Genomic DNA, 20969 nt, shown 5'->3' with positions numbered 1-20969 from the left:
TTACTGCCAAAAAAGTCCAGTTGTTGCAGCGAAGCACGGGGTTAATCGTCGTGCCTTCAACTGGACTGGTCAAATCTCACCACATTGAGTGGCAAGATTTGACCTCTATTCCTCCCCGCATTGCTTCGCTGAATGCGGGGTCTCACGAGGTTTACGATGAACTCTCACGACAGTGGCTTTGAGCCAATTTGACCTAAACCCAAACGGTAAAAACATAGATGAAATAGGCTAAATAGGAAACTCCCATTAGCCCCACACTAATTCTACCTGTCATGGATTGGTAGGTTTGGAATAGAACGACGCAGCTGATAATGACGGCGAGGATTTCCACAATGGTGACAATAGTGCCGTAATGATTCGGGTCCCAATAGGAAACTGGACTCTGGAATCGCCAATTGGAAAAGGGAAAAAAATGCCGATGGGCATCATTATGATGCAGGGGAAAATCACCGACAATATGTAAAAACATGCTGGAGAAAAAGATTATTCCTATTTTGGAACCTAACCAGCCTGTGAAAACTAAAGCAAAGATAATTAGAGGGATGGAGTTGAAAATGTCAATAAAGTTTTGCCAGTTTTCTTTGTAATACGCTTCTCGCCAAATAATTCCTTCAGGTGTGCCTTTAATCACTTTTTCAACAAAGTAGAATACAAACATGGGAGCATCGGGGAGGAATGCACCGACTATGACTGGGGTAAGGATATTGGCGGTATCCTGACGCCCTAGGCATAGCATATTAATAATGATGTGGGCTGGGGTATTCATGGTAGATTGGACTGGAAACGCTTTGAGCAAGCACTAATTCCTTTATTGTAATTGTCGGGCGGGTCTTTCATTGGAGAAATAACCGTTTAATGTCCTGTTCACCGTAACCTACCAGCCCCTGACCTGTCTAATATTAACTCTTACTGTTCACTCACTGTTCCCTCCCCTCACCCCACTACTTATTCAGCAACCCCTACATCAATAAGTAGTCTATCAACTTGACGTTAATCGCAGTTCATTATCTCAGTTTTACGGTTAAATTGAACAGGTAAATCTACTCGTTCTACCGTAACTAAATGATAAGGTTGAGTGATTGCCATTGTTGTAAAACAGTTTTGTCCGGGTTGCTGTTCTACAGTATTAATCACCAGCTTACCGTCCTCCATCACGATATCTTTAATTTCAACACTATAGCCACCACTGGGTTTATTCCCTAACCCAACTCCAATCACCATGCTTTCCGTCCAGTTAACTTGGGGTGAGGGTGGTGTTTGAGAAGAATTATCATTAAATTTTTTCCAAAATTGCTGCCAATTTCCGGGATTGCGAATCACCGTTTCAAATGGTTCTTCCATTCCCGAGTTAAAACCTTTATCTAATGATTCCAAGGAGACAGTATCTGAAGGCGTATCTTGGTCTTCTAACATCTTTAAATTCTCTTGGGCTTGAGTTAATAGCTTTGTGCCACTGCACAGGGATGTGGTTAAGTTTTTATCGGAAATTGAGGCATAGACTAAGTAATACTCTCCTTCCACAAAGTTGAAGCCGCAACTGGCGCTGGACTCTGGTGTCATCACCATTAATCGGCGTCTTTCTTCTCCTTTCCAAACTTCGGCAACTTCAAACATGACTCTTTTTTGTTGGGAAGAGAATTCGGGGCGTGTGGAATTTTGGCGGGGAGTGACGACATTAACAACTCGACCCGAAAAGACAGCATTAGCGGATTCAAAATGTTGATCAGGGGTAGAGGGTAAACAACGACAAGCTTGAGCTGATTCGGCTGATATTATAAATAGACTGGCGGCGAGCATGAGTATTTTTTTCATTGTTCAAACTCCTAATAGTTTTCTTGGGTAAACCGTCTAGAATTATCCGATTTTCCCTTTGACCTCTCGTCCGGAGAAAATGTTCCATGTCTCAGGAATAAAAAAAGGTTTTATCATAAAGATAAGATGAGTAAGCGAGATGAGCAGCATCTGTGGTATCCTCTGCTAAAGTAACCCCTCTAGTCAATAATCCCGATCGCCTAGAACGTCGCCTGAAAGAAATCCCCGGCGAACCTGGAGTGTATTTAATGCGTGACGGGAGCGATCGCATCCTCTATATTGGTAAATCAAAGAAGCTGCGATCGCGCGTTCGTTCCTATTTCCGTAACGCCCAACCCCTAAGCCCCCGTATCGCCATGATGGTGCGTCAGGTGGCGGAGATTGAGTTCATTGTTACCGATACGGAAGCGGAAGCCCTAGCATTAGAAGCGAATTTAGTCAAGCAGCATCAGCCTTATTTTAATGTGCTGCTCAAAGATGATAAGAAATATCCCTATGTTTGTATTACTTGGTCAGAAGACTATCCGCGTATCTTTATTACCCGCAAGCGTAACCTGAGAAAGGAAAAGGATCGATATTATGGTCCTTATGTGGATGTCGGGTTGCTGCGAAGCACATTACACCTACTTAAGCAGATTTTCCCCCAACGCCAGCGTCCTCGTCCTCTGTTTAAAGACCGTCCCTGTCTTAACTATGATATTGGGCGTTGTCCTGGCGTTTGTCAACAGCTAATTTCGCCCCAGGAGTATCGCCATACAGTGCAAAAAATGGCGATGGTGTTTCAGGGACGAACGGGGGAACTGATTGATATCCTAACTCGGAATATGGAACAAGCGGCGGAATCGCTGAACTTTGAGTTAGCCGCGAAAATTCGGGATCAGATTAAAGGGTTGAACGCCCTGAGTGCTGACCAAAAAGTTGCCCTACCTGATGATACCGTATCACGGGATGCGATCGCGCTCTCGGCAGATGCCAATAATGCTTGTATTCAATTATTCCAGATTCGTGCCGGTCGGTTAGTGGGGCGGTTGGGATTTTTCGCCGAGGTTCCGACTGGGGGAATTGAATTAGGGGCTATTTTACAACGGGTATTAGAAGATCATTACCAAACCGTTGACTCGGTAGAAATTCCCACTGAAATTTTAGTTCAGCATGAGTTACCGGATGCGGAATTATTGGCAGATTGGTTAAGTGAACGCAAAGGGCGTAAAGTTACTATTTTAGTTCCCCAACGGCAAACTAAAGCCGAATTAATTGAAATGGTGGAACGGAATGCCCAATATGAGTTGGAACGGACTCAGAAATTCGCAGATCGCAATACCCAAGCCATGGAAGATTTAGCCGCTATTTTAGATTTACCCGATTTACCCCATCGGATTGAAGGGTATGATATTTCTCACATTCAGGGTGCCAATGCAGTAGCCTCTCAGGTGGTGTTTATTAATGGAATACCAGCTAAGCAACATTATCGCCACTATAAGATCAAAAATCCCACAGTAACGATTGGTCATTCCGATGATTTTGCCAGTTTAGCTGAAGTGATTCGTCGCCGTTTTCGCAAATATAAAGATGTAGGGGCGGGTTTGACTGATACCATTTCGCCACAAACCGATAACTTAACTAAACCCGCCCTTCCAAACCACAAAGGAAACCCAGATGTAGGGGCGGTTTTGACCGATACCATTTCCCCACAAACCGATAACTTAACTAAACCCGCCCTTTCAAACCACAAAGGAAACCCAGATGTAGGGGCGGGTTTGACTGATACCATTTCCCCACAAACCGATAACGTAACTAAACCCGCCCTTTCCAGAGAACAGGGGATATCTGATGATTTTCCCGATTTAATTATGATTGATGGCGGTAAAGGACAACTCTCCGCCGTGGTGGCGGTATTGCAGGATATGAACCTATTGGATAAAGTCCGGGTAGTGAGTTTAGCTAAGCAACGGGAGGAAATTTTTCTCCCTGGTGAATCCTTTCCCCTCCCCACAGATGCAGAACAACCGGGGGTGCAATTATTGCGGCGTTTACGAGATGAGGCGCACCGTTTTGCGGTGAGTTTCCATCGACAGCAACGCAGTGATAAATTACGCCGTTCTCGTTTAGATGAAATTCCCGGATTAGGATTTGTGCGCCAAAAACAGCTATTGGCACATTTTCGTTCCATTGATTATATTCGAGAAGCATCGGTACAACAGCTTGCTGAAGTTCCGGGAATTGGTTTGCGTTTAGCCGAAGATATTTATTCCTATTTTCATCCATGAGAAGTAAGTCCCCCACGATTCAACCCTCTGGCGTCTGGCTACTGTGGGCGGTGATTGGGTTAGAAATTAGTTTGGGATTGATTTATCTGTGGGGGATTGTGGTGAGGGGAAAGGCGTATCCCCTATTTAATATGGATGGGCAAATGACGATTCCCTCATTAATCCAAGCGCTGCAACTGTTGATGATTGGCTTAATTGCCTTGAGTTTACTGCTATTTCAACGCCATACCTCCCTTCCGCCCTCTCGCCTTTTTTGTGGCGCGATCGCGGTATTATTTTCTTATGGGGCGGTGGATGAGGTATTTAAGTTTCACCTACAGCTTTCGCGTCTGCTGAATACGTCAGATCATAAAGATTGGATGCCGATTTATTTGGGGATTGGGGTGAGTACGCTGGTGATATTTCACCGGGATTTTATCGCAATTTGGAGATTTTACCCCAAAGCCATTGCCTTTGTCGCCTTGGGAATGGGTATATTTTTTCTGGGGGGATTTTGCGGGGAGGTGGTGAAAATAGTGGTTTTTCAGCTTAATCAGGGGGGTTTGATTCCCGTGGTGGTGGAGAAGGTGCGCGTGGCGGTTGAGGAGACATCGGAGTTAGTGGGGGAGAGTCTGACAATTTATGGGTTATGCTTGTTTGTGGCTAAGCGATGGGATGTCCTTAAGGCGAAACATTAATCTTAGGAAGCCTAGAACTAAAGTTCTCCTCTTAAAGCTTAAACCCGTTAAAACGAGTTCATACTAAGTTGCATTTAAACGTATAATACCAAATTCGGGTTAGCTACCCCTGTGATAAACCAGTCCGCGCAGGCGGACTTTGTTTGTGTAGCAGCGATTTCAATCGCCTCCTCTTGCTCTCTATCCTTAACGTTCTGTGCAAAACTGACATGCTCCCGATTTCTAGTGCAGCTGAGCGGAAATAATTGAGCAGCTTTGTCTATACAGTGAAGCTGGAGAAGATGTTAGCTATTGGTGTTATTTCTGCCTTCTTGCACTAGGGAGTTAACCTCCTCAATGGGTAAACCTAAGGCTTCGGCTATCTGATCTGCGGTTAATCCCATTGCGAATAATTTGGGAATGGCTTCTCTTCGGGCAATTTCTGCTTGTTCAGCCCGTTGTCTTTCTTGTTCAGCCCGTTGTCTTTCTTGTTCGGCTCTCTCACTTCCTGTTAGGAGTAAATTACCCTGACTATCCCACCAGCGCAACCAAATTTGAGTTTGATTTTGATAGGTTCCTTGGAGTAATCCCAATTCGATACCTAAAGGTTCAATGGGATAGTGGTTTCGCGAATTAGGAGACATCGGGCGGTAGGAACCATTGATTAGATGATAAACCTCTAAATGGTTCCGATTGATTTCAAAAATACCATAGTAAGGAATCCGGAGAATCTGCTCATAAACCCAAAACTTACCGGGTTTCATTTTTTTCCCTTGAGATGAGCGGGATAATGGCGTTTGATCTCGCTCTTCGGAACCATCGCCACTGGCAAATTCTAAAGCAATCATTGGTGCGATAAATTCGTGCCAGATCACGTAAGAACGGCGAATTTGACCGTCTAATTTTGGGGGAACATTAGGCACATAAAACCAATCGGGAGCTTCTGCTCCTTTTTCCGGGGGTTCTGTCTGTCGCCAGTAGATGCCACAATCTTGTCCAATGGCATATTGTCCATCGGGATGAATTCTTTCTAGAATAGGTCCGAGGGAGTCTGTGAGAATAAGGCTTTGGGGATGCTCCTGAAAATTCTTCACGAATTCGCCATCTGATTCAGGGAGTTGGGTATGATCCGGGAACGGAGGAGGTAGAACGGTAGGTTCCAGGCTCTGGCTCATAAAAATCCTTCGTTGTGGGAAACCCTGTGTCTTTAGACCAGGGAGGAACACGCGGTAGCGGTTTAAGAAGCATACCCCTTTCGGGGTGGAGGGGTATGGTTGCCCCTCCGGTTTTCACCCATTTCTGGGGTAAAGTTAGCCTCGCCAAGGTTATCGGTCGGTAACTGTCCAAAAAGCACTGTTTCAGTGACCTTAAAACTGTTTAACTTTTCGGTTCTAGAGCAGCAAACTGGCTATCGCATCCGCTGGTAGGTCTTTAACACTTGCCGATAACGTAGTGCGCTTAGCACTTAGGCTGGTAAGCACAGCTTTAACTTATTTGGCTAAAGCTCCGTGTATGCGAGACCGGGGTTGCTTACGGAAATTGCATCGGCGATCAGATTGCCCTATTATAACGATTATCCGCGATCGCAGCCGTAGAGACGTTCCGGTAGCATGTTTCCTGGGAATTACTGTTCTAGAGTATCGATTATGGGGTTTGCGATCGCAAAGTCTGCTTATGCTAATCTCAAGGAAGTTGAGTTGTCCACTAGATTAGAGATTGCTAGACAAGCGCAGAGACTCACTTTATTATGGACAGTAAGCTAATTTTTGACGGGAGAAAGCACGGGCAAAAATCCCGGTCAGCCGTCAAAATGCTCAGAACCTAGACAATACAATAGTTTTGGGGTTTTGAAGCGGGGGTGAGTTGGCTCAAATTTGCCGGAAAAATAGCCTTGAATACCCGCCTAACCCAACCTACGGTAATGAACTATTTTAGTTGGGTCATGCCACTACAGGCTACAGGCTAATTCATGAAACCCGCGCCGGCGGGTTTGGTTTGTGTAGCTGCGGTTTCAACCGCCCAATAGTTTCAACTATTACCTTTGTTGTGCCCCACGCATCGATAAACCAATCCGCTTTAACTTCTCATCCACAGACATAACCCGCACATTTACAACTTGTCCCACTTTGACAATTTCTTTAGGATCTTCCACAAATCGATCCGCCAGTTGGGAAATATGAACCAACCCATCCTGATGCACACCAATATCCACAAAAGCACCAAAATTCGCCACATTTGTGACAATTCCTTCTAACTCCATCCCCACTTTCAGGTCAGACATTTCCTTAATTCCTTCCTTAAATGTGGCATATTTAAACTCAGCACGGGGATCACGTCCGGGTTTTTCTAATTCCCGGATAATGTCTTTGAGTGTGGGTAAGCCAACGGTATCCGTGACATATTTCTTTAAATCAATAGACTTGAGCCGATCCGCCGCTTGGGGGATTTGTTTCAAGGGCACCCCAATATCCTTCGCGATCGCTTCTACGACTGGATAACTCTCCGGATGCACGGCGGTATTATCTAACGGGTTATCCCCACCGCGAATTCTCAGGAATCCCGCCGACTGTTCAAAGGCTTTGGGTCCTAATTTCGCTACCTTCAGCAGACGGCGACGATTGGGGAATGCACCATTTTCATTCCGATAGGTAACGATATTTTTGGCAATAGTTGGAGTTAAACCAGAAACAAAGGTTAAAAGTTCTTTTGATGCCGTATTCAGATCCACACCCACATAGTTCACACAACTTTCTACCGTTTCATCCAGCTTCTTTCTCAATAACTTTTGATCCACATCATGTTGGTATTGTCCCACGCCAATAGATTTTGGATCAATTTTCACCAATTCCGCCAAAGGATCTTGTAAGCGGCGTCCAATACTAATCGCCCCGCGCACGGTAACATCTTGATCAGGAAATTCTTCTCGCGCCACATCACTCGCCGAATAGACAGACGCACCCGACTCATTGACAATCACGCTAATCGGTTTACGTTCCAGACTTTTAATCACATCCCCAACAAACTCATCGGTTTCACGGGATGCTGTACCATTCCCGATCGCGATTAATTCGATCTGGTATTTTTCAATCATAGTTTTGAGTACAGTCGCCGCTTTTGTGCCTTGTCCAGTATGAGGGAAAATGGTTTGATATTCCATAAACTTCCCCGTTTCATTCAACACCGCCACTTTACACCCGGTTCGCAATCCCGGATCAACCGCTAAGGTGGGTTTCATTCCCGCTGGAGGAGAAAGCAGGAGTTCTCGCAAATTGGTTTCAAAGGTATTAATCGATTCAAAATCAGCATAGGCTTTACGATCTGTCCGAACTTCCGTAATTAGGGAATTTTTCATCAAACGGTTAAAGCCATCATTAAGCATTTCCCGATAGAAGTTCCGCACCGCTGGAATTTTTGTGCGAATGGTTTCTGACTCTAAATACGATTGGATAAACTCCTGATCAAAATCCAGATTTAGGGTTAAAATCCCCTCACTCTCTCCCCGAAATAATGCCAGCATATTGTGTGGCGCGATATCCTTTGCCTTGATTTGGAAATTGCGGTACATTTCATATTTAGTGCTGCCTTCGGGGTAATCGTCTTTAATCTTGGAGACAAAACGCCCATTTTTCATCAAATAGTCGCGCAGATATGCCCGGAATTCAGCGGTTTCCGCGACTTCTTCGGCGAGGATATCAGACGCCCCTTTTAACGCATCTTCGGCGGTTGTGACATCCTTTTCTTCGGAAATATAATTAGCGGCTTCTGCTTCTAAGGAGACGGGTTTGGCGGTGGGGGTATTCAGGGATTTAATAAATTCAGCCAGAGGTTCCAACCCTTTTTCCCGCGCTACGGTAGCTCTAGTGCGGCGCTTGGGGCGATAAGGGAGGTAAAGGTCTTCTAACTCATTTTTCTGGAAACAGGACTCGATTTTCGCCTTAAGTTCATCCGTCAGCTTCCCTTGAGACGCGATCGCCTCCAGAATCGTGGCTTTGCGTGCTTCGAGTTCACTCAGGTAGGCGTAGCGTTCTGCGATCGCGCGAATTTGGACTTCATCCAGAGAACCGGTGCGTTCTTTCCGATAACGGGAAATAAAGGGAATCGTGGCGCCCTCGGCTAAAAGAGACAGGGTATTTTCCACCTGATTGGCGGAGAGGGAAAGCTCTTGTGCTAGGACGGAGGGAATATTCAGCATCGGGTCTTTATGGGTCTATCCTTTCTAGAATTAGCACAGGATCAAGATTTCGCGATCGCACTACTCGTACCACTCCCTTGCCAGTCACGCATTCTTAGGGTTGGGACAGGTTCAGCCATTAACCTACAGGATATCACTGATAATATCTCCATAAAACCCACCCTGCGTTCAAGCTGATATCTTGCTCCAGTCAAAAACCTCACCGTTGAGGATTATTTTACCGCTTCTCAGGTATTTTTGGCGTAGGATGCAATCGTCTCCAGAAGCACCAAAAATTTATTCATTTTATTATAATCAGTAGTGACTCAAACCCGTTTAGGTGCATAGGAGCTTTTCTACTATGGCTGACAAAGAACAAGATTTAGCATCTCTAGTTGCCAAAATTGAACAGCTCGAAGAACGGCAAACTATTACAACCAAGTTTTTAGTAAGGTTCAAGCGTCAGTTGAATCAGCTAACTGATAAGTTGGAGAATTTGCAACGGCGCGTTGAGCCACAACAGGTGGTGGAGCCAAGCTTAACCAATAGTCCAACTCCTGATGAAGGAATATCTAACACTATAACTAATTTTAGCGCTGAAAAATTTAAGGTATTGAGAATAACTCAACTTTTGGGACTCTACGGAGACATGCTCCTATTAGAAGCTTATTTAGCTGAAGACAATAGTCAAGAAGCACCGATGACTGCTCAAGAATTTTGGCGTCTGTATCGTAATGGACAAAAAGATTTTACCGGAATTAATCTAGCTGGAGCAGATTTTGGAAAAAACACCACAAATGATGTTAATCTAAGCCAAGCCAATTTATCCGGAGCAAAACTAAGTGGCAAGTGGCGTGGGAATAACTTCAGTCGGGCGAATCTATCTGGAGCCAATCTGTGTGGAGTAAATCTGTGTGGAGTAAACCTACATTTTGCAAATCTCAAGGGAGCAGATTTGAGTAATGCAGACTTATCGAGTGCGAAACTGAATGAAGCCAACTTAGATGATGCGTACCTTCATCAGGCAAAACTGCAATTTGCAGAGTTAGAGAAAGCCACTCTAAAAAAGGCAAACTTAAGCAAAACCGATTTAACGTTCGCCTCCTTGCGTGAGGCAAATCTGAGTGAGGCAAATCTTAGCCAAGCGAGTTTATCTGAAACAGCTAATCTCAGCATGGCAAATCTCAGTGGGGCAAACTTAAAGGCGGCAAACTTAAGGACGGCAAAACTGATGAGAACTAACCTTAGCCATGCCAATTTGAGTCAAGTTAACCTAATTGGGACAGACCTCGAAGGAGCCAACCTTCAAGAAGCCAACCTCCAACAAGCATTTTATAGCACAACCACAATTTTCCCGATGGGATTTGATGCAACTCAAACGGGTGCTTATTTGATTGATCCTGGCGTTTCACTGCAAAATGCTAACTTAGCGGGTATTAACCTGAATACCTTAAACCTGAGTGGAATCAACTTACAAGAAGCCAATCTCGCTGGTGCTGATTTACGTCAAGTAAACTTGAGTGGAGCTAATTTGCAAGCCGCAGATTTATGTCGAGTCAACTTAAGTAATGCCAATCTAACTGGAGCAGATTTACAAGGGGCAAATCTAAGTGCAGCCGATCTAAGTAGTGCTAATCTAAGTGGAGCAAACCTACAGCAGGCAAAATTAAGTGCAGTAAACCTATATTATACCAATTTAAATGGCGCAACCTTGAGTGAAGCAGACCTACGTGGGGCAAAATTAGAGAGGACAAATCTAGAAAAAGCCAACTTGAAAGATGCCAAACTGGATGGAGCCATGTTAAATAATGCAAATCTTAACGGTGCTATCATGCCTGATGGTACAACTCAGGAATAGTTGATTTAAACTAGAGGAAAAACTTTTGATAAATCGAGGATTAGATCGGAAAAAGAGGGCAAAAGCATTGTCTGATCTGGCAATACAATCCGCTTTAGGCTGTATCCAAAAATTCCTTGCCCTTTGTGATAGGGTTGGCTATAGGCTTCTAGGTGATTGTCGATTAAATTAAAGATCCAATAATCAGAAATACCCGCTTCAGCATAGAGTGGTAGTTTAACCTCTCGGTCATACTTTAGCGTTGAATCAGCAATTTCTATGACCAAAAAAACGTCCTCAGGTTTGGGTAGCGAAAAGCGATAATTATCCGCTCGTTTACGTAAAATAGCAAAATCCGGTTCAGGTTCGCTATTAGATGACAAAATAATCGGATCTTGACATTGTAATTTGGCTCGACCTGTAACTAATCCTGCCAATTCTTCCAGTAAATCCCGACAACAATTGGTATGGGCTGTGCCTTTCGCCGCCATCTGCATGATTTCTCCACGAATTAATTCCACTCGGTCATCTTCGGCGAAAAATCCCAACTCTGCTAAACGATGATAGTCCTCAATCGTAAAGCGTTTTGCTGTTGTCGATGTCATAGGTATCCGTGGTATGGCAAAAGGCACAAGGGCAGAAGATGGCAAGGTAAAAGAAAATAAGAGGATGATCATTTCCAGTGTAGCGATCGCGAACTGATCCGTTGACCAAACACACGGCTGTGAAAACAGATTAACTCCAGCCAAATCAGTTTCAGATAAAATGCCTGTCTGTAGTGAGCAAACAGTTTAATTTTCTGCCATAAAAGCAAAAATTGGAGTTTGAGGCGAACAGCTAATTCCCTGGTTAGCATAGCTCTGTTGGTGTTGTAGGGTTAAACAGCCTTGGGTTGAAACCCAAGGAACTCAAAGCTCAAGTAAGAATCGAGCTGACTGGATAAGAGTTTTAGTCCATTTTAATGGACTTTAGCTTTTAGCCAAGAACTTGAGTTCTTGGCGGATGCTGGAGCTTCCTGACAAAGGTGTATTAGCCCAAAACGCCAATCGCCCCAATCGATTCATGCGATAATGCACAGGATACCCGGTGGACTTGCACTTCAAATCATTACCTATGCTCAGACAACTTGGTTTTTGGCTACTCTGGGTTAGCTTTCTCGCTTATGCCGTTCTGCTTGCACCTCCTCAGCAACCCGATACCTTTGACCTGATTACCAATCTTTCCACAGGCAATTGGGACGGGATTAATCCCTTAATTATTGCCCTATTCAACATCATAGGCATTCTACCTCTAGCATACGCCTGCTTCGTATTTATTGATGGACGAGGGCAAAAAATCCCCGCGTGGCTATTTGCTACCGTCTCCTTTGGTGTGGGGGCGTTTGCTTTACTCCCCTATCTCGCCTTACGTCAACCCAATCCTGAATTTCCTGGCTCAAAAAATATCTTCCTGAGTATTCTCGATTCCCGTTGGTTCGGTGTTGTTCTCACCCTCGGCACTTTTGTATTACTAGGATTTGGCATACTCAACGGCGATTGGGCAAACTTTATCCAGCAATGGCAAACCAGCCGCTTTATCCATGTGATGAGCCTGGACTTTTGCCTATTGTGCTTGCTTTTCCCGGCACTGGTGGGCGATGATATGGCACGACGCGGCTGGAACAATCCCACCCTATTTTGGGCAGTCGCACTGGTACCATTAATCGGTTCACTGGTTTATCTGTGTCTGCGCCCTCCTCTTCCCGACACCGAGGAAGCCATGGCAACGGCTTAAAGAAGACAAAACCCTTGATATACCGTAGGGTGGGCATTGTCCACCAGCCTTCCATTCGCCCCCTTACCAACCCCGATTTTCGATCTTGATATACCGTAGGGTGGGCATTGCCCACCAGCCTCATCTCTTGCGTGCCATTCATTTTAATGGACTTGAGCTAAATCCGTTATAGCGACAGCAATAACTCAAAAGTTGATAAACTTTAACCAATTCTCAGCAAAAACTAATTCAGCCCCAGTTTAATACCCTCAGAGAAAGAATGCTGACAGCATAAATCGTCATCAAGTCACCCATGACGAATGACCAATGACAAATGACCAACAAACACTATGAGTTATCTAGAAACAACCGCAGAATTCTACAGTGAAGTCGCCCAAACCCCGCAAGTGGGGTTATGTTGTGTGCAAAGCTCTCCCCTGCAACTCCCTGGACTGAAAATTCCCCGGCAAATGCAGGAAATGAACTATGGTTGTGGAACCACCGTTCATCCGGCTGAACTGATTAACGAGCCAACTGTACTCTATGTGGGCGTGGGTGGCGGTTTAGAAGCCCTGCAATTTGCCTATTTTTCCCGACGCCCGGGTCGGGTTATTGCTGTTGATCCCGTCAAGGCGATGCGGGAAGCGGCGACTCGTAACTTAGCCAGCGCCGCTCAAGATAATCCTTGGTTTAACCCAAGTTTTATTGACATTCGTGACGGCGATGCCTTTGACCTAGCTGTACCTGATGCTTCCGTTGATGTCGTCGCTCAGAATTGCCTATTTAATATCTTTGAACCCGCTGACTTGACCAAAGCCTTGCAAGAAGCCTATCGGGTGTTAAAAATTGGCGGACGCTTGATTATGAGTGACCCCATCGCCACCCGTCCGATTCCTGAACATTTACGGCAAGATGAACGGTTACGGGCAATGTGCCTATCGGGGGCATTAACGTATAACGAGTATATCCAACATCTGGTTCATGTCGGGTTTGGTCAAGTCGAAATTCGGGCGCGGCGCCCTTATCGACTGCTGGATTGTCAAAGTTATAAGTTAGATGAGCCGTTGCTGCTGGAAAGTTTAGATTCTGTGGCATTCAAAGTGCCGATTCCGGAAGATGGCGCTTGCATTTTCACCGGAAAAACGGCGATTTATCAGGGAAGCCAAGCAGTTTTCGATGATAACGCAGGTCATGTTCTGCAAAAAGGTGTTCCGGCGTCGGTGTGTGATAAAACAGCCGCTAACCTGGCGATGTCAAAAGATATCATGATTACCGATTCCACCTGGCACTATACTGGCGGCGGTTGCTGTTAAAGGTGTGAAATCGAGGTGAATCAGGCGCACATTAGTTATTGGTTTCAATGTAGAGACGTTGCATGCAACGTCTCTACCATAAGATGCGTCCTAACCGCTATGGCGATTGCTATAATACCAAATCTGCCTTTATCACCCCCTTTTTCCACGGCGATTGAAATCGCTGCTACACAAACTTGCGTCCGCCTGCGCGGACTAGGTTATAACGGGGGTAGCGTTCCCCGGATTTGGTATTTGATCCGAAGGATTGGTGGGTTACGGCGGATATCTAATTAAATGACTATGTTTTGAAATTGAATACCGCCTAACCCACCCTACTAGGAATGATTAGATTTAATCGTGAGAAATCCGCCCCCCCGTTACAATTAAGGGGATGTTTCAAGAAAAGTTGATGCAAGCCACCGCCTCTCCTGCCAATCTGAGCCTGATTACCTCCAGCTTCCATGCTCTATCTGACCCAATTCGGATTAAGCTAGTTGAACTGTTGCGAGAACAGGAACTCTGTGTGTGCGAACTCTGTGAAGTGCTGGAGGTGAGTCAGTCGAAGTTATCGTTTCACTTGAAAACTCTCAAAGAAGCCAGCTTGGTTCGCGCTCGTCAGGAGGGGCGTTGGGTGTATTACAGCCTGAATTTGCCTCAGTTTGTGTTGTTAGAACAATATTTGGCAGAATACCGCCGCTTTAGTCCGATTTTACCTGCTCGTCCCTGTTCGGATCAGTCTTAATGCCTATAGAGGTTTTCTAGAATTCCCTTTTCCCCTGCTCCCAGGGCGGGTTTAGTCCTAACATCCTTGGCGGTTGCTATATAAACTTTCTTTGGCGTACATCCCCTCTATCCGGGATATAAGGGCTTGACAAATCAAGTTTTTTTGATACGTTAAAAGGAACCCCATAGTTTCCGTCAGGGGTTGAGGTCTATGAACGTTATCCCCAAACCCAAAATTCTGCCAGGGACAAAATTGGCGCTAATTGCCACGGCTACGGCACTCTTGGGCGCATGTTCCCAAGTCCAGTCGCAGTCGCCCCAACCGATTCAAATCGATGGTTCGAGTACGGTTTACCCGATTACGAAGACTGTTGCTGAGGCATTTAATGCGATGACAAAAGCGCCCGTCAATGTCACCGTGGGTTTTTCTGGTACGGGTGGGGGGTTTAACAAGTTCTGTGCCGGCGAAACCGATATTAATAATGCCTCTCGCCCGATTCAAACTGACGAGATGGCAGCCTGCAAACAAGCCGGGGTGGCTTATATTGAACTTCCTGTCGCCTTTGATGCGATTACTGTTGTAGTCAATCCCGAAAATGATTGGGTAGAGAGTCTCACGGTGGCAGAATTGCAAAAAATCTGGGAACCCGAAGCTCAACGCCAAATCACTCAATGGAATCAGGTACGGGAGTCTTTTCCCCAGAAACCGTTAACTTTATATGCTCCGGGGACAGATTCTGGCACCTTTGATTACTTTACCGAAGCCATCGTCGGTGAAGCTGGGTCAAGTCGTAGCGATTATACCGCCAGTGAGGATGATGAAATTCTGGCACAGGCAGTGAATCAAGACCCTAATGCGTTGGGCTATTTTGGTTTAGCTTATTACGAAACCCATCAAGATACATTAAACGCGATCGCGGTTGATAGTGGCAATGGGGCTGTATTGCCTTCACGTCAAACCGTTGAGGCAGCAACCTATCAACCCCTAACTCGACCGTTGTTTATCTACGTTAACGCGGCGGCTGCCCAGAAAAACCCAGCGTTACAAGAATTTGTGGCGTTTTACCTAGAGAACGCCCCAGAAATAGTCAGTTCGGTTGGCTATATACCGCTACCGGAAGAGGGGTATCACCTAGCTAATGTGCATTTCTTTCAAAACAAAGTAGGTACAGTCTTTGACGGCAAATCTGAATTTAATCTCACTATCGGTGAGTTGTTACGCAAACAGAAAAAGTTTTAACCATTAGCGGTTGCAGTTTGATTCATTCCTATGAGTACTAATTCATCTCACGCCACACCATCACCACCCCAAGTTGGGGGTCAACTTAGTTTCTTTGAAAAATATCTCACCGTTTGGGTAGTACTCTGCATCATCGCGGGTATCCTCCTGGGCAAATTATTTCCCGGTGTGGCAGTAACACTGGATGCCATGAGTGTTTATCAGGTATCCATTCCTATCGCTATCTGCCTGTTTTTCATGATGTATCCGATTATGGTGAAGATTGATTTCACCCAAGCAACTCAGGCAGTGCGTGCGCCGAAACCGGTGATTTTAACCCTGGTGGTGAATTGGTTAATTAAACCCTTCACGATGGTTGCCTTTGCCCAGTTTTTCCTGGGTTGGCTATTTCAGCCTTTGCTATCGGAAACTGAGATCATTCGCGGGGCGGAAGTTACTTTGGCAAATTCTTACATTGCTGGGGCAATTTTATTAGGAATTGCCCCTTGTACCGCCATGGTATTGATGTGGGGCTATTTGTCTTATAGTAATCAAGGACATACCTTGGTGATGGTGGCGGTGAATTCACTTGCCATGTTGTTTCTGTATGCTCCCTTAGGACGGTGGTTATTAGCGGCGAATGATTTAACGGTACCGTGGCAAACGATTGTGTTATCGGTATTGATTTATGTGGGGTTGCCCTTAGCGGCGGGGATGTATAGTCGGTATTGGATTTTTAAACACAAAGGCAAGGAGTGGTTTGAACGGAGATTTCTTAAGTATTTGAGTCCGATTTCGATTACGGCGCTTTTAATTACCTTGGTTCTGTTATTTGCCTTTAAGGGAGAACTGATTATTAATAACCCGCTGCACATTTTGCTGATTGCTGTACCGCTGTTTATTCAGACGAATTTTATCTTTTTTATCGCCTATGTGGCGGCGTTGAAGATGAATTTAGCTTATGAAGATGCGGCACCTGCGGCATTAATTGGGGCGAGTAATCATTTTGAGGTGGCAATTGCGACGGCGGTCATGCTGTTTGGCTTAAATTCGGGGGCGGCGTTGGCGACGGTTGTCGGGGTGTTAATTGAAGTGCCAGTTATGTTGATGTTGGTGGAGTTTTGTAAACGAACGGCGATGTGGTTTCCACGGGAACCGGAGAAGGCAACATTGCGTGATCCGCGTTGTGTTGCGCCTTGATTGGGGGGAAATTAAGGGGATTGGGGCGTTTGTAGTGAGGACTTTAGTCCTCTTGTTAGGGGTGCTGTTTAAGCCGACTATAAATAGGATTTTATTAGGGCTGGCTTAACCGGACATGATATGAGCAGAGAGTTTTATTGATGAGGATAAATAAGCGGTTATGGCGATGAAATCGATTATGTTTGTGTGTAAGCAAAATTCCTGTCGTTCCCAAATGGCAGAAGGATTTGCTCGCACCTTAGGAGCGGGAAAAATTGCGGTGACGAGTTCGGGTTTGCAGGCGTCTGAGGTGAATCCTACGGCGGTTGAGGTGATGTCGGAAATTGGGATTGATATTAGTGAGCAAGTGTCTCAGCCGTTAAGTGATTTTAAGGCTGAAGATTATAATGCAGTGATTTCTCTGTGTGGGTGTGGGGTAAATTTACCTGAATCTTGGGTATTGCGGGAGGTGTTTCAGGATTGGCAATTGGATGATCCGGCGGGTGAACCGATAGAGACGTTTCGGCGAGTACGAGATGAGATTAAGCAGCGAGTTGTTCAGTTAATTGACACATTGACTTAAGTTGAATAACAGTGAAAATTTACAGTTTTATATCGCCAAAACCTTTGATATAGCGTAGGGTGGGCATTGCCCACCAGCATGCCTGTGTCATCTACCTGTAGAATTGTCTGCCATGAAGGGGTCCAGGGGGACTTTGAATAAATCCGGTTCCCCCGTGAAAAAAAAGCGAAGCATCCTCTGGCTTCCCCCTTTTGAAGGGGGACTTTGAATGCTATGTTTGGTAGAGTTCGCTTAAGGTTCGTTACAGTTATAACCAATGACAAAGAACTAATGCTCCTTAACTAATAGCGTTACAGCATAAACCGCTATTCCTTCTTCTCGTCCCACGGGTCCTAATTTCTCATTGGTGGTGGCTTTAATCCCGATTTGATCGGGTTGTAATGCTAAAGTCATGCTGAGGCGATCGCGCATGGTTTTGATGTGAGGCTTCAGCTTGGGACGTTCGGCGACGATTACCGAGTCAATATTGCTAATCTGCCAACCCTGCGATCGCACGAGCTGATTCACCTGACTCAATAACTCTAGACTATCGGCTCCTGCCCATTTTGGGTCGGTGGGGGGAAAATAATGACCAATATCTCCCAGACTCAATGCGCCTAGCATGGCATCCATTATCGCATGGGTTAGGGCATCTGCATCACTATGCCCTAGCAATCCGAGTTCGTGGGGAATGTTCACACCCCCAAGAATCAAAGGGCGTCCTTTCTCTAGTTTATGGATATCGTAACCGTTACCAATCCGGATAGTCATTGCTTTTTCCCCCAGGTTAACCTCAATAATTTACCAAATCCCCATCCTTACCCAACTTACCCCATGACTAATCCCTAACCACAATTTTCTTTATCAACTCTTTACCAAATCGATTGATTTTTAAAATCATAGTAAATTTTTGCCACTTTTTCCAGAAATTAAGCGTCAAACACTTCAATTTTATCAATAGCAAGCTATTCTCAGTAATAAGAGTGACAACACCCCTTTAAGTTTAAATAATCGTTCAACCTCGTTTAGGGTTGTCTACTTATAAATTTTATCGCCGTTGAATTGCGCCAAACGCTGCAACCTTTAACGACGATTTATTATCCGTTTCTCAGAACCAGCAACCTTATCTTGAAATTGCTCATTGTACTCAACTTAACCCTCCTATGAAACCGCAACATCATCGAATTCCTGAAGAGCAAGCCCAAGACGTTTTGATGCGAGCTGCTCAACTCTATGCTCAGCACAACCAAAGTTATTCTGCACAAGAGCTAATCGATGCTGGAACCGAAGCCCAAATTCCACCAGAGTTTATGGAAGAGGCGATTAATCAGATTGAGTTAGAAAATATCCAAGCTGAGGCTCAACTCCGGAAAGCTAAACGCGGTAAACCCTTATTTATGGGATTCGCGATTTGTCTTCCTTTATTAATCGCCCTTGGCGTAGCCGGATGGTTGTTGCCGAGAAATAGTGTAACCAATGCCGCCGTCAGTCAGTCAGCCCAGACAAACCAGGCGATATCCCCGCTAAGTAACATCAGTTCTGCCACTATAGCGCCGAGTAACTTTAAATGTGCAGGCTTAACCCTCAATGGCGCTGATTTGAGTGGTAAAAATCTTAAGGGTGCCGATTGTACCAATGCCGATTTAGCCAATGCTAATTTGACCAATACCAATCTCGAAGGGGCAAATCTGAGTCATTCTAACTTAGAAAATGCTAATTTAAATGGCGTTAATCTCAAAGGCGCAGATTTAGCTGGAGCGAATTTAGCCGGGGCAAACCTAGACAGCGCGAACCTAGAAGGCGCGAACCTGAGTAATACGGATTTAAGCAATGCCAATCTCAACAACGCCACTATCACCGGAACGGATATGGCTGGAGCTAACTTAGACGGGGCGAACTTGAATAACGCTCAAAAATAAGCGGTTCCCCATAGTGGGAGCATCTTGCTCCCTGGATGTTGCTCCTTGGATGCTGCTCCCTGGGTGTTGCTCCCCCAGCTCCCAGACGTAGCATGCTACGTCTCTAGATTGCTCTTTTGGCTCCCCCACCACTCTTGCCGAGGGAGGTGGCAAAATGTTCTCTAGCAACTGTTGTAGATTCGCTGACTTGTTAAGCTTTTTTAAGGATAAACTAAAACAGACCTAAGTGAATCTACTTACCGCAACCTCAACGTTATGAAAGAGCTTGACCTGAAAAAGACCATTGACGTACTCAACACCATTATGGAGTTTGAGTTGGCTGGCGTCGTGCGTTATACTCATTACTCCTTGATGGTGATTGGTCCTAACCGAATTCCGATTGTAAACTTTTTTAAGGCACAGGCTAGCGAGTCTCTGCTCCACGCTCAACAGGTGGGAGAAATTATCACAGGCTTAGAAGGTCATCCCAGCCAAAAGATTGCGCCCATCGAGGAAACCTACCAACATTCCGTGCAAGATATTTTGCAGGAAAGCCTTAATCATGAGAAAAAAGCATTAGATCTCTATAAAGACCTTCTGCATATCGTGGAAGATGCATCCGTGTATCTAGAGGAATTTGCCCGTGGTCAAATTGGTCAGGAGGAAATGCACAACGTAGAGATTAAGAAAATGCTGCGTGACTTTAGCTTGTAAATCACGGGTCATTAGTTATTGGTAATTACCTTAATATCTTCCCAGATCCAATCGAAGATTATGGTCTGGGATTCCCTAAAAACGCTCAATTAAGTTTTCTGTCTCAATTGACAACGATGACAAATAATTATTAGTCAATCTCCAAGAATCAAACCACTTGATACCCAAAAAACAACTAAGATACCCATATTTTTTCCTCTGACTCTGGATAGTCTAGTTAAGTAATCACTCCAGAAGCCTTACAGGATATAGCTTTCTCAAAAGCCCGTGACGAGGATTGAACTCGTGACCTCACCCTTACCAAGGGTGTGCTCTACCACTGAGCTACACGGGCATCACCATAAACGTTTCTCATACACACACTCTATAAAATAGAGCAATGTGGTGGGCCGGGTTGGATTTGAACCAACGTAGGCGTAGCCAGCGGATTTACAGTCCGCCCCCATTAACCGCTCGGGCACCGACCCATTTCGTTCACAGTTACCCATACTAGCACAACTTTTTATTTATATTCAACTTTTTTTTCGGACGTCCCCGTCTCAGCCATCTGAGCCATCTCCTCCAAGGGCGGGTTGAGTCACCTTATCGGCTTGTAGGCATAAGTTATCTGTAAAACCATCCGTGTCAATTTAAGCTACAACCCTTGCCAATTATTGGTTCGAGCAGTTCGATACAAACTGGGGCCTGTTGCTTGCTCCCCCTGCTCCCCCTGCTCCCTCTGCTCCCCCTGCTCCCTCTGCTTCCCCTGCTCCCCCTGCTCCCTCTGCTCCCTCTGCTTCCCCTGCTCCCCCAGCTCCCACTGCCACCCATCCTGTCCCTCCCCCCTCCCCCCCCCCCCTCCCCCACGCCCCACCCCCTATCCCCACCCGACGCCCTCTCCACTT

19 protein-coding genes, 2 tRNA genes and 1 pseudogene are annotated in these 20969 nt (G+C 45.4%); 12 read left to right on the top strand and 10 right to left on the bottom strand.

Annotated elements, in window-relative coordinates; genetic code table 11:
* Positions 1–182 (top strand): annotated as a pseudogene (locus ACLGGO_RS29840) (hypothetical protein); the annotation flags it as partial.
* Positions 183–193: 11 nt separating this feature from the next.
* On the opposite strand, the gene ACLGGO_RS29835 reads toward ACLGGO_RS29840, so the two are convergent.
* Entirely contained in the window at positions 194–766 is a 573-nt protein-coding gene (locus tag ACLGGO_RS29835) for a hypothetical protein (protein ID WP_446338446.1), read from the bottom strand.
* A gap of 224 nt (positions 767–990) precedes the next feature.
* Positions 991–1812, bottom strand: coding sequence for a protease complex subunit PrcB family protein (locus tag ACLGGO_RS29830; RefSeq protein WP_446422020.1), 822 nt, complete (start codon positions 1810–1812; stop codon positions 991–993).
* Positions 1813–1964: 152 nt separating this feature from the next.
* Between ACLGGO_RS29830 and uvrC the strand changes: the two genes are divergently transcribed.
* A complete protein-coding gene (gene uvrC / locus ACLGGO_RS29825) occupies positions 1965–4079 on the top strand; it encodes an excinuclease ABC subunit UvrC (RefSeq protein ID WP_446422019.1) in 2115 nt (704 codons plus the stop codon).
* Complete coding sequence (locus tag ACLGGO_RS29820; protein ID WP_446422018.1) at positions 4076–4756, top strand: hypothetical protein; 681 nt, start codon at positions 4076–4078, stop codon at positions 4754–4756. Before uvrC ends, ACLGGO_RS29820 begins: the two co-directional genes overlap by 4 nt.
* A gap of 284 nt (positions 4757–5040) precedes the next feature.
* Here the strand turns inward: ACLGGO_RS29820 and ACLGGO_RS29815 are convergent, their stop codons facing one another.
* Together ACLGGO_RS29815 and ACLGGO_RS29810 are read right to left on the bottom strand one after the other, a co-directional pair.
* Complete coding sequence (locus ACLGGO_RS29815) at positions 5041–5910, bottom strand: Uma2 family endonuclease (RefSeq protein WP_446422017.1); 870 nt, start codon at positions 5908–5910, stop codon at positions 5041–5043.
* A gap of 860 nt (positions 5911–6770) precedes the next feature.
* Positions 6771–8927: a Tex family protein gene (locus ACLGGO_RS29810; RefSeq protein WP_446422016.1), complete on the bottom strand. Its 2157-nt coding sequence runs from the start codon at positions 8925–8927 to the stop codon at positions 6771–6773.
* A 340-nt stretch (positions 8928–9267) separates the two neighbouring features.
* On the opposite strand from ACLGGO_RS29810, the gene ACLGGO_RS29805 reads away from it, so the two are divergent.
* Positions 9268–10764, top strand: coding sequence for a pentapeptide repeat-containing protein (locus ACLGGO_RS29805; RefSeq protein ID WP_446422015.1), 1497 nt, complete (start codon positions 9268–9270; stop codon positions 10762–10764).
* 5 nt (positions 10765–10769) lie between these two features.
* On the opposite strand, the gene ACLGGO_RS29800 is transcribed toward ACLGGO_RS29805, so the two are convergent.
* A complete protein-coding gene (locus ACLGGO_RS29800; RefSeq protein WP_446422014.1) occupies positions 10770–11348 on the bottom strand; it encodes a Uma2 family endonuclease in 579 nt (192 codons plus the stop codon).
* A gap of 68 nt (positions 11349–11416) precedes the next feature.
* Complete coding sequence (locus tag ACLGGO_RS29795; protein ID WP_446422013.1) at positions 11417–11599, bottom strand: hypothetical protein; 183 nt, start codon at positions 11597–11599, stop codon at positions 11417–11419.
* Between the two features lie 257 nt (positions 11600–11856).
* Here ACLGGO_RS29795 and ACLGGO_RS29790 point away from each other — a divergent pair, with 257 nt between their 5' ends.
* The 6 genes from ACLGGO_RS29790 (at position 11857) to arsC (ending at position 17494) form a co-directional block, all read left to right on the top strand.
* Complete coding sequence (locus tag ACLGGO_RS29790; protein ID WP_446422012.1) at positions 11857–12516, top strand: DUF2834 domain-containing protein; 660 nt, start codon at positions 11857–11859, stop codon at positions 12514–12516.
* A 329-nt stretch (positions 12517–12845) separates the two neighbouring features.
* On the top strand, positions 12846–13808 hold the full coding sequence (gene arsM, locus ACLGGO_RS29785; protein ID WP_446334536.1) for an arsenosugar biosynthesis arsenite methyltransferase ArsM: 963 nt from the start codon (positions 12846–12848) through the stop codon (positions 13806–13808).
* Positions 13809–14199: 391 nt separating this feature from the next.
* Positions 14200–14532, top strand: coding sequence for an ArsR/SmtB family transcription factor (locus tag ACLGGO_RS29780; RefSeq protein ID WP_446422022.1), 333 nt, complete (start codon positions 14200–14202; stop codon positions 14530–14532).
* A gap of 192 nt (positions 14533–14724) precedes the next feature.
* Complete coding sequence (locus ACLGGO_RS29775; RefSeq protein ID WP_446422011.1) at positions 14725–15753, top strand: PstS family phosphate ABC transporter substrate-binding protein; 1029 nt, start codon at positions 14725–14727, stop codon at positions 15751–15753.
* A 30-nt stretch (positions 15754–15783) separates the two neighbouring features.
* The gene (arsB, locus tag ACLGGO_RS29770) at positions 15784–16932 is read left to right on the top strand and encodes an ACR3 family arsenite efflux transporter (RefSeq protein WP_446422010.1); all 1149 of its coding nucleotides are present in this window, start codon (positions 15784–15786) and stop codon (positions 16930–16932) included.
* A gap of 166 nt (positions 16933–17098) precedes the next feature.
* Complete coding sequence (gene arsC, locus ACLGGO_RS29765; RefSeq protein ID WP_446422021.1) at positions 17099–17494, top strand: arsenate reductase, glutathione/glutaredoxin type; 396 nt, start codon at positions 17099–17101, stop codon at positions 17492–17494.
* 267 nt (positions 17495–17761) lie between these two features.
* Here arsC and ispF read toward each other — a convergent pair whose 3' ends face one another.
* A complete protein-coding gene (gene ispF, locus ACLGGO_RS29760) occupies positions 17762–18244 on the bottom strand; it encodes a 2-C-methyl-D-erythritol 2,4-cyclodiphosphate synthase (protein ID WP_446422009.1) in 483 nt (160 codons plus the stop codon).
* Between the two features lie 392 nt (positions 18245–18636).
* On the opposite strand from ispF, the gene ACLGGO_RS29755 reads away from it, so the two are divergent.
* Both ACLGGO_RS29755 and ACLGGO_RS29750 read left to right on the top strand, forming a co-directional pair.
* Positions 18637–19392, top strand: a complete 756-nt coding sequence (locus ACLGGO_RS29755) for a pentapeptide repeat-containing protein (RefSeq protein ID WP_446422008.1) — start codon at positions 18637–18639, stop codon at positions 19390–19392.
* A gap of 255 nt (positions 19393–19647) precedes the next feature.
* On the top strand, positions 19648–20085 hold the full coding sequence (locus tag ACLGGO_RS29750; RefSeq protein WP_446337696.1) for a ferritin-like domain-containing protein: 438 nt from the start codon (positions 19648–19650) through the stop codon (positions 20083–20085).
* Positions 20086–20347: 262 nt separating this feature from the next.
* Here ACLGGO_RS29750 and ACLGGO_RS29745 read toward each other — a convergent pair.
* From ACLGGO_RS29745 to ACLGGO_RS29735, 3 genes are all read right to left on the bottom strand, one after another.
* A tRNA-Thr gene (locus tag ACLGGO_RS29745) sits at positions 20348–20419 on the bottom strand.
* Positions 20420–20467: 48 nt separating this feature from the next.
* A tRNA-Tyr gene (locus tag ACLGGO_RS29740) sits at positions 20468–20552 on the bottom strand.
* 183 nt (positions 20553–20735) lie between these two features.
* A partial coding sequence (locus tag ACLGGO_RS29735; RefSeq protein ID WP_446422007.1) for a hypothetical protein occupies positions 20736–20969 on the bottom strand: 234 nt, incomplete at its 5' end.

The sequence above is a fragment of the Coleofasciculus sp. genome, from assembly GCF_046565525.1.
Lineage (GTDB): Bacteria > Cyanobacteriota > Cyanobacteriia > Cyanobacteriales > Coleofasciculaceae > Coleofasciculus.
This window is presented reverse-complemented; position numbering and strand designations above follow the sequence as displayed.

Coding starts and splice junctions, on each gene's coding strand:
- ACLGGO_RS29795 (WP_446422013.1), bottom strand. CDS start 11,599: ATGCTAACCAGGGAATTAGCTGTTCGCCTCAAACTCCAATTTTTGCTT.
- ACLGGO_RS29830 (WP_446422020.1), bottom strand. CDS start 1,812: ATGAAAAAAATACTCATGCTCGCCGCCAGTCTATTTATAATATCAGCC.
- ACLGGO_RS29750 (WP_446337696.1), top strand. CDS start 19,648: ATGAAAGAGCTTGACCTGAAAAAGACCATTGACGTACTCAACACCATT.
- ACLGGO_RS29800 (WP_446422014.1), bottom strand. CDS start 11,348: ATGACATCGACAACAGCAAAACGCTTTACGATTGAGGACTATCATCGT.
- ACLGGO_RS29810 (WP_446422016.1), bottom strand. CDS start 8,927: ATGCTGAATATTCCCTCCGTCCTAGCACAAGAGCTTTCCCTCTCCGCC.
- ACLGGO_RS29790 (WP_446422012.1), top strand. CDS start 11,857: ATGCTCAGACAACTTGGTTTTTGGCTACTCTGGGTTAGCTTTCTCGCT.
- ACLGGO_RS29820 (WP_446422018.1), top strand. CDS start 4,076: ATGAGAAGTAAGTCCCCCACGATTCAACCCTCTGGCGTCTGGCTACTG.
- ispF (WP_446422009.1), bottom strand. CDS start 18,244: ATGACTATCCGGATTGGTAACGGTTACGATATCCATAAACTAGAGAAA.
- ACLGGO_RS29780 (WP_446422022.1), top strand. CDS start 14,200: ATGCAAGCCACCGCCTCTCCTGCCAATCTGAGCCTGATTACCTCCAGC.
- ACLGGO_RS29835 (WP_446338446.1), bottom strand. CDS start 766: ATGAATACCCCAGCCCACATCATTATTAATATGCTATGCCTAGGGCGT.
- arsB (WP_446422010.1), top strand. CDS start 15,784: ATGAGTACTAATTCATCTCACGCCACACCATCACCACCCCAAGTTGGG.
- ACLGGO_RS29815 (WP_446422017.1), bottom strand. CDS start 5,910: ATGAGCCAGAGCCTGGAACCTACCGTTCTACCTCCTCCGTTCCCGGAT.
- ACLGGO_RS29805 (WP_446422015.1), top strand. CDS start 9,268: ATGGCTGACAAAGAACAAGATTTAGCATCTCTAGTTGCCAAAATTGAA.
- ACLGGO_RS29775 (WP_446422011.1), top strand. CDS start 14,725: ATGAACGTTATCCCCAAACCCAAAATTCTGCCAGGGACAAAATTGGCG.
- ACLGGO_RS29755 (WP_446422008.1), top strand. CDS start 18,637: ATGAAACCGCAACATCATCGAATTCCTGAAGAGCAAGCCCAAGACGTT.
- arsM (WP_446334536.1), top strand. CDS start 12,846: ATGAGTTATCTAGAAACAACCGCAGAATTCTACAGTGAAGTCGCCCAA.
- arsC (WP_446422021.1), top strand. CDS start 17,099: ATGAAATCGATTATGTTTGTGTGTAAGCAAAATTCCTGTCGTTCCCAA.